12 protein-coding genes and 1 pseudogene are annotated in these 14,257 nt (G+C 56.0%); 12 read left to right on the top strand and 1 reads right to left on the bottom strand.

All coding sequences use genetic code 11. The annotated features are described in order from the left end of the window. Positions 1 to 8 precede the first annotated feature (8 nt). The 11 genes and pseudogenes from AUK77_RS09575 to AUK77_RS09525 all read left to right on the top strand — a co-directional run bounded on the left by AUK77_RS09575 (position 9) and on the right by AUK77_RS09525 (position 11,727). Positions 9 to 1,095, top strand: a pseudogene (locus AUK77_RS09575) (glycosyltransferase family 4 protein). Continuing rightward, positions 1,092 to 1,925 carry a lipopolysaccharide core heptose(I) kinase RfaP gene (gene rfaP / locus AUK77_RS09570; RefSeq protein ID WP_296128789.1) on the top strand — a complete coding sequence of 278 codons (834 nt, stop codon included), beginning with the start codon at positions 1,092 to 1,094 and terminating at the stop codon, positions 1,923 to 1,925. The pseudogene AUK77_RS09575 and the gene rfaP overlap by 4 nt, the downstream one beginning before the upstream one ends. Continuing rightward, positions 1,918 to 2,655 (top strand): lipopolysaccharide kinase InaA family protein, encoded by a 738-nt coding sequence (locus AUK77_RS09565; RefSeq protein ID WP_296128785.1) that lies wholly within the window; start codon positions 1,918 to 1,920, stop codon positions 2,653 to 2,655. Before rfaP ends, AUK77_RS09565 begins: the two co-directional genes overlap by 8 nt. A 67-nt stretch (positions 2,656 to 2,722) precedes the next feature. After that, complete coding sequence (locus AUK77_RS09560) at positions 2,723 to 4,147, top strand: lipopolysaccharide kinase InaA family protein (RefSeq protein WP_296128782.1); 1,425 nt, start codon at positions 2,723 to 2,725, stop codon at positions 4,145 to 4,147. 205 nt (positions 4,148 to 4,352) lie between these two features. Further along, entirely contained in the window at positions 4,353 to 6,107 is a 1,755-nt protein-coding gene (locus AUK77_RS09555; protein ID WP_296128742.1) for a carbamoyltransferase, read from the top strand. Continuing rightward, complete coding sequence (locus tag AUK77_RS09550; protein ID WP_296128739.1) at positions 6,094 to 7,221, top strand: glycosyltransferase; 1,128 nt, start codon at positions 6,094 to 6,096, stop codon at positions 7,219 to 7,221. The genes AUK77_RS09555 and AUK77_RS09550 overlap by 14 nt, the downstream gene beginning before the upstream one ends. Next, entirely contained in the window at positions 7,127 to 7,957 is an 831-nt protein-coding gene (locus tag AUK77_RS09545) for a CatB-related O-acetyltransferase (RefSeq protein WP_296128737.1), read from the top strand. Before AUK77_RS09550 ends, AUK77_RS09545 begins: the two co-directional genes overlap by 95 nt. Further along, positions 7,957 to 8,922 (top strand): glycosyltransferase, encoded by a 966-nt coding sequence (locus AUK77_RS09540; protein ID WP_296128734.1) that lies wholly within the window; start codon positions 7,957 to 7,959, stop codon positions 8,920 to 8,922. The genes AUK77_RS09545 and AUK77_RS09540 overlap by 1 nt, the downstream gene beginning before the upstream one ends. Further along, on the top strand, positions 8,919 to 9,797 hold the full coding sequence (locus tag AUK77_RS09535) for a DUF6625 family protein (RefSeq protein ID WP_296128732.1): 879 nt from the start codon (positions 8,919 to 8,921) through the stop codon (positions 9,795 to 9,797). Before AUK77_RS09540 ends, AUK77_RS09535 begins: the two co-directional genes overlap by 4 nt. Further along, positions 9,794 to 10,552 (top strand): glycosyltransferase family 2 protein, encoded by a 759-nt coding sequence (locus AUK77_RS09530; protein WP_296128729.1) that lies wholly within the window; start codon positions 9,794 to 9,796, stop codon positions 10,550 to 10,552. The genes AUK77_RS09535 and AUK77_RS09530 overlap by 4 nt, the downstream gene beginning before the upstream one ends. Then, positions 10,549 to 11,727 carry an O-antigen ligase family protein gene (locus AUK77_RS09525; RefSeq protein ID WP_296128727.1) on the top strand — a complete coding sequence of 393 codons (1,179 nt, stop codon included), beginning with the start codon at positions 10,549 to 10,551 and terminating at the stop codon, positions 11,725 to 11,727. Before AUK77_RS09530 ends, AUK77_RS09525 begins: the two co-directional genes overlap by 4 nt. Here the strand turns inward: AUK77_RS09525 and AUK77_RS09520 are convergent. Further along, positions 11,689 to 12,303, bottom strand: a complete 615-nt coding sequence (locus AUK77_RS09520; protein WP_296128725.1) for a toluene tolerance protein — start codon at positions 12,301 to 12,303, stop codon at positions 11,689 to 11,691. The two genes, AUK77_RS09525 and AUK77_RS09520, sit on opposite strands and share 39 nt — an antisense overlap. A 106-nt stretch (positions 12,304 to 12,409) precedes the next feature. Between AUK77_RS09520 and msbA the strand changes: the two genes are divergently transcribed. Continuing rightward, positions 12,410 to 14,245 carry a lipid A export permease/ATP-binding protein MsbA gene (gene msbA / locus AUK77_RS09515; RefSeq protein ID WP_296128721.1) on the top strand — a complete coding sequence of 612 codons (1,836 nt, stop codon included), beginning with the start codon at positions 12,410 to 12,412 and terminating at the stop codon, positions 14,243 to 14,245. Positions 14,246 to 14,257 lie beyond the last annotated feature (12 nt).

Raw genomic sequence — 14,257 nt, 5'->3', positions numbered from 1 at the left:
CGCACCTGATGCAGTTGGCTTTTATCCTCTACAAGTATTTCCCCTTCGGCGGCCTGCAGCGCGACTTTATGCGCATTGCCCTGGAGTGTCAGGCGCGTGGTCATGCCATTCGCGTCTACACGCCAATCTGGGAGGGTGACGTGCCGGCAGGTTTTGACGTGGTGGTGGTGCCGGTGAAGGCGCTGTTCAACCACAAACGCAATGAAAAGCTCACCGCTTGGGTCGAGGCCGACCTGGCCAAGCGCCCAGTCGATCGGGTGATCGGCTTCAACAAAATGCCCGGCCTGGACGTCTACTACGCCGCCGATGGCTGCTATGAAGACAAGGCACAAACCCTGCGCGCGCCGATTTACAAACGCTGGGGCCGTTACAAGCACTTCGCCGATTACGAGCGGGCGGTGTTTGCCCCCGAGTCAAAGACCGAGATTCTGATGATCTCCGAAGTGCAGCAGCCGCTTTTTATCAAGCATTACCACACGCCACTGCAGCGCTTTCACCTGCTGCCGCCGGGCATCGCCGCTGACCGCCGCGCGCCGGCCAATGCGGCGGAGATCCGCGCCGAGTTCCGCGCCGAATTCAAGTTGGCCGACAGCGACCTGCTGTTGGTGCAGATCGGCTCTGGCTTCAAAACCAAGGGCCTGGATCGCAGCCTGAAAGCCCTGGCTGCCTTGCCGCGCGAATTGAAGCAACGCACCCGACTCATCGCCATTGGTCAGGATGATCCGCGCGCGTTCCAGTTGCATTCTCAAAGGGCGCAGCGATATTCCGCGTTTCCTGCTGGGTGCTGATCTACTGATTCATCCGGCCTACAACGAAAACACCGGCACCGTACTGCTGGAGGCGCTGGTGTCCGGCCTGCCGGTGCTGGTCACCGACGTGTGCGGCTACGCCCACTACATCCGTGATGCCGATGCCGGGCGCGTGCTGGCCAGCCCGTTTGACCAAGAGCGTTTGAATCATCTGCTCGCTGACATGCTGGCCGACGATCAACGCCGTGCGTTCTGGTCACGCAATGGTCTGGCCTATGCCGACAGCGCTGATCTGTACTCCATGCCGCAGCGTGCGGCCGACATCATCCTGGCGGCGCGTCCATGAAGCTGGTCTTGGCTGAACCCTTTAAAACCTTGTGGGCCGGGCGTGATGCCTTTGCCGCTGTCGAAACGCTACAGGGGCAGGTCTACCGCGAGCTGGAAGGCCGCCGCACGCTGCGTACCGAAGTCGATGGGCGCGGTTATTTCGTCAAGATCCACCGTGGCATCGGCTGGGGTGAAATCGTCAAGAACCTGCTCACCGCCAAACTGCCGGTGCTTGGTGCGCGCCAGGAGTGGGACGCCATTCAGCGCCTCACCGAGGTCGGTGTCGCGACCATGACTGCTGTGGCTTATGGCGAGCGCGGCAGCAATCCAGCGGCCCAGCATTCCTTTATTGTCACTGAAGAACTGGCGCCGACCACCGACTTGGAGCAACTGACCCTCGGCTGGGTCGAGCAGGCGCCTGAGCCGCAACTCAAGCGAGCACTGATTGATGAGGTCGCGCGTATGACCGGCGCGATGCACCGCGCGGGGGTCAATCATCGTGACTGCTATATCTGCCATTTTTTGCTGCACACGGACACGCCAGTGGCGGCCGACAATCTGCGCCTATCGCTGATCGACCTGCACCGCGCTCAAGTGCGCGCCAAGGTGCCACGCCGCTGGCGCGACAAAGATCTGGCCGGGCTGTACTTCTCCGCCCTGCATATCGGCCTGACCCGCGCCGACCGCATGCGTTTTCTGCGCGCCTATTTCCAGGCCGCTGGCAACCCGCGCCCGCTGCGCCAACTGCTGCGCGACGAGGTGCGCCTGCTGACCTGGCTGCAACAGCGGGCCGATAAACTTCAGCAGCGCTATGCCCGCAAATACGCACCGGGGGTCGCGCATGAGTGAGTGGCGGGTGCGTGATGAGGCTGCGCTGGCAGCGCACCAGGCTTTCGGCAATCTTGATGCCGTGTTTGCACTAGAGGGAAGGCGCATCACCTCGGATATTTTGTCCGAGGTGATTCTGGTGCAGGTTGGCGGGCTGCGTTATTACATCAAGCGTTACAGCGCGGCTGGCAAGGGCTTGCGGCGCTTTATCGGGCGCCCGCGGATCAAGGCGGAATGGCAGAACTTGCGGCAGTTCGAGCGCTGGGGTATTCCCACTGCGCCAATTATCGCTTTTGGGCTTGAACGCCACCATGGCGCGTTTGTGCGTGGTGCGCTGATCACCCAAGAGTTGCGCGGCACCGAAGACCTTGCGCAGCTGGCGAATAAAGGCGACCCGCGTCTGCGCGACCGTGCCTGGGTGGCGCGGATGAGCGAGCAACTCGCCGCGGCGACGCGCACATTGCATGCGCACCATTTTACCCACAACGATTTGAAGTGGCGCAACCTGCTGGTGGACGAGCAGGCCAGTCTTTACCTGATCGATTGCCCGACCGGCACCTTTTGGTGGGGGCCGTTGTTGCGTCACCGCATCGTCAAGGACTTGGCCTGCCTGGACAAAGTGGCCAAGTACCGATTATCCCGCACCCAGCGGCTGCGCTTTTACCTGTCCTATTGCGAGCGCGAGCGGTTGGGCGCAGCTGATAAGGCGCGTATTCGTCTGGTGCTGCAGTATTTTGAGGGGCGGGAATGATGGTTTTGATTGCGTCCTTGGTCGAGGCAAGGCTCTGGCAGCAGCGGAACAATCAGGAGCGCCGCAGATGACCCTTGTTGAACTGGCCCGTGCTGGGCGTTCACCCGCCTTGCCTGTGACCCTGCAATTGCCCTCAGGCGACTCGCTGTACATCAGCCAGTGGCTGCGCGTATTGCCCGGGCAGCGTTATGTTGCGCTGGCGCAGTGGCAGGGACGTTCTGTGCTGGCCAAGCTGCTGGTGGGGACACGAGCGGCACGTCAGTTTCAGCGTGAGCAGCAGGGTGCGTTGGCACTGTCCGCGCAAGGCATGGACACGCCAGCGCTGCTGGCAGCGGCAGAAAGCGCTCAGGGCGCCTGGCTGCTGTTCGATTACCTCGACGGTGCGCAGAGCTTGGCTGAGGCCTGGGATGCAGTCGCGCATGAGGCGCCGCTAAGCGATGCCCAGCAGCAGGTGCTGGGCGAAGCTCTTGGCGCCATCGCTCAACTGCACCGCGTTGGCTTGTGGCAAGACGACCTGCACTTGGACAATCTGATGCGTCACGCAGGGCGCCTGTATGTGATCGACGGCGGCGGCGTGCGCATCGAGATGCCCGGCCAGGCTCTGTCGCGTGAGCGCGTGCTGGCCAACCTAGGGATGTTCTTCGCGCAGTTGCCGGCGTACCTAGAGCCGGTTATCGAAGAGTTGCTGGTGCACTACCTGTTGGTGAACGGCGAGCACGCGCTACCGTTGGAGGCGCTGCTCAAAGAAATTGCGAAAGTACGACGCTGGCGCCTGCGCGATTACCTGCGCAAGATTGGCCGCGACTGCAGCCTGTTTGCGGTCGAACGCGGCGCCGGACTGCTGCGTGCCGTGCGGCGTGACGCGCTGGACACGTTGGCACCCGTATTGGCTGATCCGGATGCGGCGATTGCCGCAGGCGAGTCGCTGAAGCAGGGCGGTTCGGCAACCGTGGCGCGTATCGCCACAGGTGGGCAAACCTGGGTAATCAAACGCTACAACATCAAGAACCTCTTGCACTGGCTCAAGCGCTGCTGGCGGCCGAGTCGCGCCTGGCACAGCTGGGTTGCTGGTCATCATTTAGCGCAACTGGGCATCGCCACACCAGCACCCGTCGCGGTGATCGAACGACGACGCTTCTGGCTGCGTGAACGGGCTTACCTGATTAATGCCTACAGCGCTGGACAAGACCTTTTTCAATTGCTCGGTCATGAAGGTCATCAGCCGCCGCCAGAGGCCGTAGGCGAGGCGCTGCAGCAGTTGTTCTCGCAGTTGGCGGCAGCGCGCATCAGTCACGGCGACCTCAAGGCTACCAATTTACTCTGGGATAGCGGGCGTATTGCCTTGATCGACCTGGATGCATTGCGCGTGCATCGCCGTTATGCGAGTTGGCAGCGTGCAGCGGCTGTCGATCGGGCGCGATTGATTCGCAACTGGCCGGTCGACAGCCCGTTAGCCGTCTGGCTTGAGAGCGCGCTGGATAAACCTGCTTAGCGCGCCAGTGCTGAAGCCTCTTGGCTAATAGCAGGTGGCTCGTTTCTGAAGATGAACATGGCGATACCTAGCCGGGAGCCGCCTCGCTATAATAGCGTCAATTGTGCACCAGCAGGGTGTTCGTTCTGCATAGCCAGGACCACTCAGTGCATTCACCGCTCATCCCGACCGCTCAGCGGTCGACGCTTCCCAATGAGGTATGTAAGTGGCACTGACGATTCTCGGCCTTTCCGGCGCCCTCAGTCACGATCCCTCCGCGGCCCTCTATATCGATGGCAAGCTGATCGCAGCGGCAGAAGAAGAGCGCTTTGTGCGCGACAAGCACGCGAAGAACCGCATGCCCTATGAATCGGCCAAGTTCTGCCTGGAGCAAGCCGGGATCAAACCGAGTGAAGTTGATGTGGTGGCCATTCCTTTCGCCCCCATCAGCATCTTCAGCGAAGCACGCTGGAAGTATGCCAAGCGCTACTGGTACGCCCCGGATCGTGCGCTGGACGCGATCCTCATGGGTAACCGCCGCTACAAGCGTTACTACAAACACATTCAATGGTGCCTGCAGCAACTCGGCTTCGACCTGAAAAAGATCAAGATCGAGCCTGTCGAGCACCACCTGGCACATGCCGCCAGCGCATACCACTGCTCGGGCTTTACCGAGAAAACCGCGATTCTCGGCATCGACGGCAAGGGTGAGTACGCCACCACCTTCTTCGGCTACGGCGAGAACGGCAAGATCCACAAAATCAAAGAGTTCTATGACCCGGACTCTTTGGGTGGCCTGTACGGCGCGATAACCGAATTCCTCGGCTTCGAGATGCTCGATGGCGAGTTCAAGGTCATGGGCATGGCCCCTTATGGCGATGCCAGTAAGTACGATTTCTCGCGTTTGGCCAAGTTCGAAAACGGCGAGCTGATCATCAACACCGAGTACGCCAACGTGATTGGCCTGCGTCGTTATAAAGAGAACGGTAAGGGCTTCTACTTCTCCAAGAAACTGATCGAGTGGCTGGGGCCCAAGCGTCATGGCGATATCGCTGATGACCCTTACATCCACTACGCGGCCAGCATGCAAGCACTGTTCGAGAAACTGGCGCTGCAGATGATGGAGCACTACCTCGGTGACATCATCCGCGAAACAGGCAAGATCGCCTTCGCTGGCGGCTGCGCGCTGAACGTCAAGTTGAACCAGAAGATCATCGCCCGCGACGACGTGAAAGAGTTGTTCGTACAACCCGCTTCCGGCGATGCCGGTACAGCTGTCGGTGCTGCCGCCTACGTATCGCACCAGCGCGGCGTGCCGGTGGAGAAGATGGAGCACGTCTACCTCGGTCCGTCTTACTCCAACGAAGATGTGATCGCCGCCTGCGCGCGTCACCCGAACGCGCCTAAGTGGCAGCAGATCGATGACATGCCGCAGCGCATCGCCAAGATCATGGTTGAGGGCAATCCAGTCGCCTGGTTCCAAGGACGTATGGAATTCGGCCCACGCGCACTGGGTGGTCGCTCGATCATCGGCTGCCCGAGCATCCCCGGCGTGGCTGACCGGATCAACGAGCAAATCAAGTTTCGCGAGCGCTGGAGACCCTTCTGCCCGTCGATGCTCGACACCGTCGGCCCGCAGATGCTCAAGGTCGACCATCCGAGCCCGTTTATGACTTTCACCTTCGAAGTGAATGAAGAGTGGAAGACACGCGTCAGCGAAGTGGTGCACGAAGACGGCACCTCGCGCGCCCAAGTCCTCAAACGCGAGTACAACCCGCGGTACTACGACATGATGCTGGAGCTTGAGAAACTCACTGGCAACGGTGTGTCGCTCAACACCTCGCTCAACCGCCGCGGCGAGCCGATGATCTGCTCACCAACCGACGCGCTGGACATGTTCTTCGGCTCCGACCTGCAGTACCTGATCATGGAAGACATTTTGGTGGTTAAGGACGGAGTGGGTGGGTATGCATCGGTCTGATGCAGTTGAGCAAACGCCTTGGGTCCTACAGCTCTGCCATGGCTATGACGGCCCCTTTCTCGACTGCGCCCGGCAGTACGCAGCGTTATTTGTGGGTACGCGCTATCGGGTCTGCACGGTTTATCTAACCGGCGCGGCCAATGAAGAGGTCCGGCAGGGGTCGGCCTCCGATGAGGTGATTTTTCTCCAGTACTCAAGCCGCGACCTGCGCGGTCTGAAGCTGCGGGCCATCCGCGAGCTGTCCAAGTTGGCTGCCTCGCGGCACTTTGTTACCTGCATTGCTCACCGTTTCAAGCCCATATACATCGCCTTGCTCGGAACCTCGCTGCCCGTTATTGGCGTGCACCACGCATTTGGCGTATACGACCGCCCCTTGCGCCGCCTGTTTATCAATCGGTTCCAGTCGCGCCTGCTGCTGCTAGGCGTCTCTAATGCCGTGCGTGACGAAATCCGCCAACAACTGCCAGGCTGGCCAGCTGAGCGTATTGAGACTCTGTACAACCGTATCGATGTTGCCGCGGTCCAGGCCGAGCAATTCTCACGAGAATTGGCCCGCGAGCACCTTGGGCTGCCGCAGGGCGCTTGGGTGGTTGGTAATGTTGGAAGGCTGCATCCGGATAAGGACCAAGCGACGCTGATCCGCGGGTTCGCGCTTGCGTTGCCAAATTTACCAGCGGGCAGTTTGCTAGCGATTATGGGCAGTGGTCGGCTTGAGGCTTCGCTTAAGTCTTTGGTCGACGAGCTTGGGGTGAGCGCATCAGTACGCTTTCTAGGACAGGTGCCCACTGGGCGTCGTTATTTTAAGGCTTTCGATGTTTTTGCGCTGACGTCTGACCGCGAACCCTTTGGCATGGTTTTGCTTGAGGCGATGGCGGCAGGGGTGCTGTTACTGGCTGCGGACTGCGGTGGTGCACCAGAGGTGGTAGGCGATGTTAGAGCGCTTTTCCCGTTCGGGGATGCGGAGGCTCTCGCGGATTGCCTTGTTGGTTCATCTCAGTCAATGGCAGGCGTTTATAGTTATGAGCAAAAGCTTCATGAGCATTTCTCAGATGAAGCGGTGGGTCGGCACGTTTGGCAAAAGTCGGGTCTTTGTAGCTACTTCTTTAAAACGTAAAAGGATGCAACGGCAGATGACTTTGCTCGCGACGGTTAGAGATGCGTTGTGTCGGCGCTGGTTACGGCGGCGGGGTATAAAATTTTCTTCAAGCTTGAGCAATCTGAGGCCGAATGCAGAGTTGATACTGGAGTCGGGTGTTGCTATGCGCGATGTGCGAATGGACTTCGATCACCTTGAAATCAGTGCTATGAGCTACATCAGGAGCGGTTCTGAGTTGATTAACGTCAGTCAGATTGGCCGTTTTTGTGCCATCGGCAATGGTGTTGTGATTGGTCAGGATCGAGCGGGGCATCCGTTGAATTGGGTAAGCAGCCATCCCTTTGCTCATGTTGTGGATAAATTTCATTACAGCTCGAATGTTCCCTCAACAGTCATCGGTCACGATGTATGGATCGGTCGTGAGGCGATGATTATGGAAGGCGTCAGCGTAGGCACAGGAGCCGTTGTAGCTGCGCGTGCATTGGTTACTCGGGATGTTCCGCCTTACGCGATCGTTGCTGGCACTCCGGCGCGAGTAATTCGCTATCGGTTCGATGAGCTTTTAATTGATAAAATGTTGGCCAGCGAGTGGTGGTGCCTACCCATAGAGGTCTTACTGCAACTACCGCTCGACGAGCCGCAGTCGTTCCTTAAGGCACTAGGAGCGCAAAAAAAAGTGGCAAAGGAGTACCCAAAAGTGCTTCTGCAACGCAACAGATGGGCTGCCACGTATCAGCTTGGGAGGCCGTGCTGATGAAGGTGCTTTTTCTGGTTCAAGCGCAACAGCGAGCAATTCTTGATCGGCTTTACGAGGGTATCGCCGGTGCGAGCGCGAGCTGCGACATACGGTGGCTGGGCAGTGACGAGCAAGCGAACTTGCGTCAGTACTTTCGCGAAAATGTTGATGTTGCGCATTACGACCGAATACTGTTTTTCTTGCGCTTCAAAAAGGAAGTTCGGCAATGGCGCTTCATTCGTTCGTTGCCCAATCTGGTTATTCTTGAGCACGACGCCTATCAGAACTATATCCCTTGCAAGTACACGGGTAAGTTCAGCGCGCATTATCGGCGGATGCCTTGGGTGCGGATTATCAGTTCGGGGTTTGAGGTCGCGCGGCGATTACGTGAGGAGGGATTTGACGCGCATTTTGTGTCCAAGGGCTATGACCAAGCTTTGTTACGCGACCTTAGTCGCGAGCGCGATATAGAGTTGGGTTTCGTTGGAAGCACTAAGAGCGGTGCATATAGCGGTCGCAAGGCGCTGCTCGACGAGTTGGCGCGGTTGGAAAATCTGGTGGCGACCCGTACCAAGTCTGGCGAAGACTATCTTAATACACTTAACCGTATCCGCTTCTTTGTGAGTGCAGATGTTGGTATGGGCGAGTATATGATCAAAAACTTCGAGGCTATGGCCTGTGGTTGCGTGTTGCTGGCTTATGACCAAGGGCAGGAAGAAAACCAAGCACTCGGTTTTATCGACATGCAAAACATCGTGCTTTATCGAACAATTGACGAGTTACGCACTAAGCTCGCAACACTTCGCGCAGATTCAGCTTGGGTCGCGAGGATCGCTGCTAACGGTCGGGAGCTTGCCGAGTCGCGTTATAGTTTCGAGCGTATAGGTGAGGCGGTCGTGCAGGCGATGCAGGCGCCCTTGCGACCTGACCCTGTGCCCGGTTGGTTATGCCAGCTGCGAAACCGCCTGGGAGGTTGGGTATGACCGCCCCGCGCCTGCTGTTTCTCATTCCCTACTTCGGCCGCTGGCCATTCTGGATGCCGTTCTTCCTGCAGAGCTGCCGTTATAACCCTGATGTAAAGTGGATTTTCTTCACTGATTGCGGCATACCGGCCGAAGCGCCAAGCAATGTGCAATTTCGGTCTATCAGTTTTGCCGAATACTGCGCAAAGGTATCTGCTCGATTGGGCATAGAGTTTCAGCCGCGTAGCCCTTACAAGCTCTGCGACCTGAAACCGGCGCTAGGGTATGTACATGCTGATGAGCTGGAGGGTTTCGATTTTTGGGGTTTCAGTGATATTGATCTGGTGTACGGCGATTTGCGTGCCTATTTCACTATAGACCGTCTGCAGCGCTTCGATTTGTTGTCGACTCACGAACGACGTGTTTCTGGTCACTTATGCCTGCTGCGAAACACCGCGAGGATGCGGGAAGCCTTTATGCAGGTACCCGGCTGGCAAGCGAAGCTTTCATCGGTTGAGCATAATGCTTTTGATGAGGGAGCCTTCAGTCGCCTCTTCATACGTTACAAAAGCTGGCCTGCAGCTTTGCGGCGGGTGAGCGATGCGCTTAATCCGTGGCGGCGCTCTAGTGAGTTTGTTGAGGCTTACAGCACGCCTAACGGACGCGTCGCTTGGCATGACGGTAGTCCTGATTTTCCGCAGCGCTGGATTTGGTTGGGCGGGCAACTGCGCAACGATCGCGATGGCTTGCGACAGTTTCCTTACTTTCACTTCATAGGCTGGAAGTGCGATGCCTGGCCTGCTTATGCCGAGCAAGATTTGCTAAGTGACGACATGCTGGCTGCGCGGGATGGATGGAGTATTACCCCCCAGGGTTTCCGAGAGGTTGAGTCTTGATTTTCTCCAAAGATAGCGAAATCACCTTGGTGGTGACCAGTTGTGGGCGTTTCGATTTGCTCACGCAGACACTTGTCAGTTTTGATGTCTTTAATAGCACGCCTATTCGCGAAGTGTTCATCACCGAGGACTCTGGTGATCAAGCTGTGCAGGCCTGTATTCCAGAGCATTGGCGTGAGCACACTACGTTTTTCGTGAATGTACCGCGACTGGGGCAGCTGCGTTCAATCGATCTGGCTTATTCCCATGTTAAGACCTCATGGGTCTTCCATTGCGAGGACGATTGGGCGTTCTATCGCCCCGGCTTTATTGAAGAGTCTCGGGTCTTGCTTGAGGCCGATCCGCAAGCGCTGCAGGTTTGGTTGCGCAGCTTTGCACACGATCTCGCGACTCATAGCCCCTACGTTTATTTGGGTGAGCGTGAGGTTGTCGAGGGGGTTGCCTACTACCGAGTCTGCTCGCACAAGGCGGAATGGCAGGGGTTTTCATTCAACCCTGGATTGCGCCGCCTGGTCGATTATCAGTGCTATGCGCCCTATGCCCAATACGTCAGCGAGAAGGATCTGTCACGCCTATATGCTGATGCACAGCGGCATGCCCTGATTCTGGAAAACGATGCTGTGTTGCACACTGGCTTCGGTGAGCACATCAGTGTGCCCGAAGAGCGAGTGAAAAAAGCAAAACGCAAGAAGCAGGAACGGTTGCGTTTGCTTGTGGTTTTTATATTAGGTCTATTCTTTGGCGCTCTGTTATGAATTTCGTGCACGAATTTAGCGTGCTGTATCGTAGGCTCGGCTACTTTACGCTTGCACTATTGGCCTTTGTTTTGAGTTTCTTGTTACTGCCAACTACTAAAATGGTTAACAATATTTTTTATGTGGCGTTGGCATTGCCTGCGCTGTTTTTTTTCCTGTTTCATTGGAGGCAGTATCTTCGGCTTTCTCCTTTCCTGTGGCTGTGGGGAGGGTTGTGCGCTTGGTTTTTATTGGTAGGTATTCAATCTGCCGACTTTCAGTACTTTAAGCACTTGCTCTATGTGACTCTATTTGTGCTGTTAGTGAGCTTGCTGGTATCACCTAGCATATTTCGAGGCCCATTATTCGCGCGTGGGCTATTTTGGGTGGTTGGGGGATATGTTTTTATAGCAGCTGTTGTTTATTGGGCTATAGGGCGCTATGCGCCGGGGGAGCGAGTTCTTTGGTTGCCTTCTCGTATGACGGGCCCCATTTACACTAGCATGTGGCTGGCCTGCTGTTTCGCTTTGGCTCTTCCAGTTTGGATAAGTCAGCGGCGATGGATAGAGCTTTCAATTGGTGTGTGCTTAGCAGTTTTCTGTATGGGGTATGTTTTACAGAGTCGATCTGGGCTCGTAGGCCTTTTTGCGATAGGTGTATTGTTTTTAGGTTTCTTAGTTTTGCACCGCGCGCGCCTTGTGATTTTAATTTTGACTTTGATTGCGCTGGCATCGGTGGTGGTTTTCTACAGCATTCGTGAGATCCCGCAGTTTTATAGTTTATTTGCTCGTGCTGACGCCGGGCGTTTTGAACTGTGGCACATCCTCATTGAAGAGTGGTTGTCGTGCGGGTTATGGCTAGGCTGTGGTATGCAACATGTGACTACTGCTACGATTCTTGGTGGCGCGCCTATCCAGCATTCACATAATATTTTCCTAGCGTTAGGTCTTTATAGTGGGTTGGTGTCTTTAGTAGTTTTTTTAATAATTGTTGCGGTTACGCTCCGGCGGGCATGGTTGCAGAATGATCCTTGGGGGCTTTACCTTTTTACCGCACTTATAATGCTGAATTTTGATGGTAGTAAACTCGTAGGTAATCCAGATGAGCTTTGGTTGCTGGTGCTCTTGCCCATGGCATTGATAGATAACCGCCGTGGGTTAGATAGCGTGCGGTTTTTTCCTGTCGAACGCCCATAATTGCGAGCTATCGAAAAGCATGCCTTCTTTGCGTAAGTATTTTTCGAAATGCTCCCGGTTTCGCTGAACCAAATGTTTGCTGAGAGGGCGCCTGTGGATTTTCATATCTGCAATGTCTATTAATCCTAACTGAGCGTCCGGCGTGCGCACTATGTTGCCCAAGTGCAGTGAGCGGAAATAGATACCGTTTTGATGCAGGTTATATATGAATGTTGCTAGCTCAGGGATTGTCGCCGACCAAGCCAGCGCACCCTCGCGCAGTAGTTTTGACAATGTTTCGCCAGGTAGCGGGCTGTACAGTACGGCAGTCCAGGCCGGATTCTCCAATCTATATAGGCGTAACGGCTTTAATGTCCGTATGCCTCTTGCCTCCAAGCATTCTGCGTTATAGCAAAATCGTTGTGAGTGTGGACGCAGTAATGCCGACGAGAACAAGCGCTTGCGGCGAAACAATTTGAGCATGTTGCCGTCGCTCAAATGATAAACCTTAGGGCCGAAACCATCCTGCTCCAGGATTTTTGCGTTGTGAATCAGTGTTGAGAAATCTGCAGCAGACAGGTGGGTAAAAGTCAGCACGGTTCAGAGCCTTGATAATCACATGTGGGCATATGATGCCTGATCTCGCAAGAGAGCGGCCATGGGGGGAGGGTGTTAAGATGTCGCTTTTGGCATGGGCGCCGTTATGACAGATACTCCCAAACAAGATGCTGCTTCTGGCCTCATAATCTACCTTCGCCTACTGACGTACGTGCTCCCTTACTGGGGGCTGTTTGCGATAAGTCTGTTTGGCTTCCTGATTTTCGCTTCCACCCAGCCGATGCTCGGCTACATGCTCAAGTTCTTCGTCGATGGTCTTAACAATCCTGACGCCGGACTGTTCGCCGAGGTGGCCTGGGTCGTTGAGCATGCACCCAGGCTGGCTGAGCTAAAGCTGCTCCACGCCGTACCTCTGTTGATCGTGTTCATAGCCCTCTTGCAGGGGGTAGGCTCATTTCTGGGTAACTACTTCTTGGCCAAGGTCTCACTTGGCCTGGTGCATGACTTACGTATTGCGCTGTTCAACAACCTGCTGAGCTTGCCGAATCGTTATTTTGATAATCACAACTCAGGTCATCTGATTTCTCGTATCACCTACAACGTAACCATGGTCACTGGCGCTGCCACAGATGCAATCAAGGTGGTGGTGCGCGAAGGCATGACGGTGATTTTCCTGTTTGCCACCTTGCTCTGGATGAATTGGAAACTGACCATGGTTATGGTCGTCATTTTGCCCGTGATCGGCCTGATGGTATCGAGTGCCAGCAAGAAGTTTCGCAAGCAGAGTAAGAGAATTCAGGTCACCATGGGTGATGTCACGCATGTGGCATCGGAAACGATTCAAGGCTACCGCGTCGTGCGTAGTTTTGGTGGTGAAGGTTATGAGCAGCAGCGCTTCCACGACGCAAGTGAAGACAACAAAACCAAGCAGCTGAAGATGGTCAGGCTTAATGCTGTTTACACACCAAGTCTGCAGTTGGTGATCTACAGCGCCATGGCGGTTTTGATGTTTTTGGTGTTGTTACTACGTGGTGATGCCAGTGCGGGTGATCTCGTGGCCTACATCACGCTTGCCAGTCTTTTGCCTAAGCCGATTCGCCAGCTCTCTGAAGTCAGCTCGACTATTCAGAAGGGTGTTGCCGGTGCGGAAAGTATTTTCGAGCAGTTGGATGAGCAGTCTGAGGTAGATCGTGGTTCGCAGGAGCGCCAGCGCATCAGTGGTCGTTTGCAAGTGAACAATCTGAGCTTTCAGTACCCGACCAGCGAAAAACCGGTGCTCAACAATATTTCTTTTGTGGCTGAGCCGGGCCAGATGGTGGCGTTGGTGGGGCGTTCTGGCAGTGGTAAATCCACGCTGGCGAGTTTGATTCCGCGTTTTTATCACCACGAGAACGGCCAGATTCTGCTCGATGACCTGGATGTTGAAGAGTACACGCTGCGTAATCTGCGCGGTCATATTGCCTTGGTTACCCAGCATGTAACTCTGTTCAATGACTCCGTGCGCAACAACATTGCCTATGGCGATTTGGCCGATGCTCCGCTGGACGCGATCAAACGTGCTGCTGCGGATGCCTACGCAGACGAGTTTATCGAGAAGATGCCGCAAGGCTACGACACCGTAGTGGGCGAGAATGGTGTCTTGCTTTCAGGGGGGCAGCGTCAGCGTTTGGCGATTGCCCGAGCGCTGCTCAAAGATGCTCCTCTGTTGATCCTCGATGAAGCCACTTCGGCGCTGGATACCGAGTCCGAGCGGCACATCCAGGCGGCATTAGATAAGGTCGTCGAAGGGCGCACCACCATCGTAATTGCCCATCGTCTGAGTACCATCGAGAAGGCTGATCTGATTTTGGTGATGGAGCAGGGCGAGATTGTTGAGCGTGGCACTCACGCGCAATTGCTGGCCCTCAATGGTTACTACGCACGCCTGCATGCCCGCGATTTTGCTGACGATGCTGACCTGCATGTGGGGCCGAGTGCTTGATGCCCCGTCGTG

The organism is Pseudomonas sp. Ga0074129 (genome assembly GCA_001465025.1).
In the GTDB taxonomy this organism is placed as follows: Bacteria; Pseudomonadota; Gammaproteobacteria; order Pseudomonadales; family Pseudomonadaceae; genus Aquipseudomonas.
Note: the sequence above shows the minus strand (reverse complement) of the source record. Positions and strands in the feature narration are given on the sequence as shown.

What these genes read in the sequence shown, in the direction of transcription:
- rfaP (WP_296128789.1), top strand. Translation starts at nt 1,092, where the DNA reads ATGAAGCTGGTCTTGGCTGAACCCTTTAAAACCTTGTGGGCCGGGCGT.
- AUK77_RS09565 (WP_296128785.1), top strand. Translation starts at nt 1,918, where the DNA reads ATGAGTGAGTGGCGGGTGCGTGATGAGGCTGCGCTGGCAGCGCACCAG.
- AUK77_RS09560 (WP_296128782.1), top strand. Translation starts at nt 2,723, where the DNA reads ATGACCCTTGTTGAACTGGCCCGTGCTGGGCGTTCACCCGCCTTGCCT.
- AUK77_RS09550 (WP_296128739.1), top strand. Translation starts at nt 6,094, where the DNA reads ATGCATCGGTCTGATGCAGTTGAGCAAACGCCTTGGGTCCTACAGCTC.
- AUK77_RS09545 (WP_296128737.1), top strand. Translation starts at nt 7,127, where the DNA reads ATGAGCAAAAGCTTCATGAGCATTTCTCAGATGAAGCGGTGGGTCGGC.
- AUK77_RS09540 (WP_296128734.1), top strand. Translation starts at nt 7,957, where the DNA reads ATGAAGGTGCTTTTTCTGGTTCAAGCGCAACAGCGAGCAATTCTTGAT.
- AUK77_RS09535 (WP_296128732.1), top strand. Translation starts at nt 8,919, where the DNA reads ATGACCGCCCCGCGCCTGCTGTTTCTCATTCCCTACTTCGGCCGCTGG.
- AUK77_RS09525 (WP_296128727.1), top strand. Translation starts at nt 10,549, where the DNA reads ATGAATTTCGTGCACGAATTTAGCGTGCTGTATCGTAGGCTCGGCTAC.
- msbA (WP_296128721.1), top strand. Translation starts at nt 12,410, where the DNA reads ATGACAGATACTCCCAAACAAGATGCTGCTTCTGGCCTCATAATCTAC.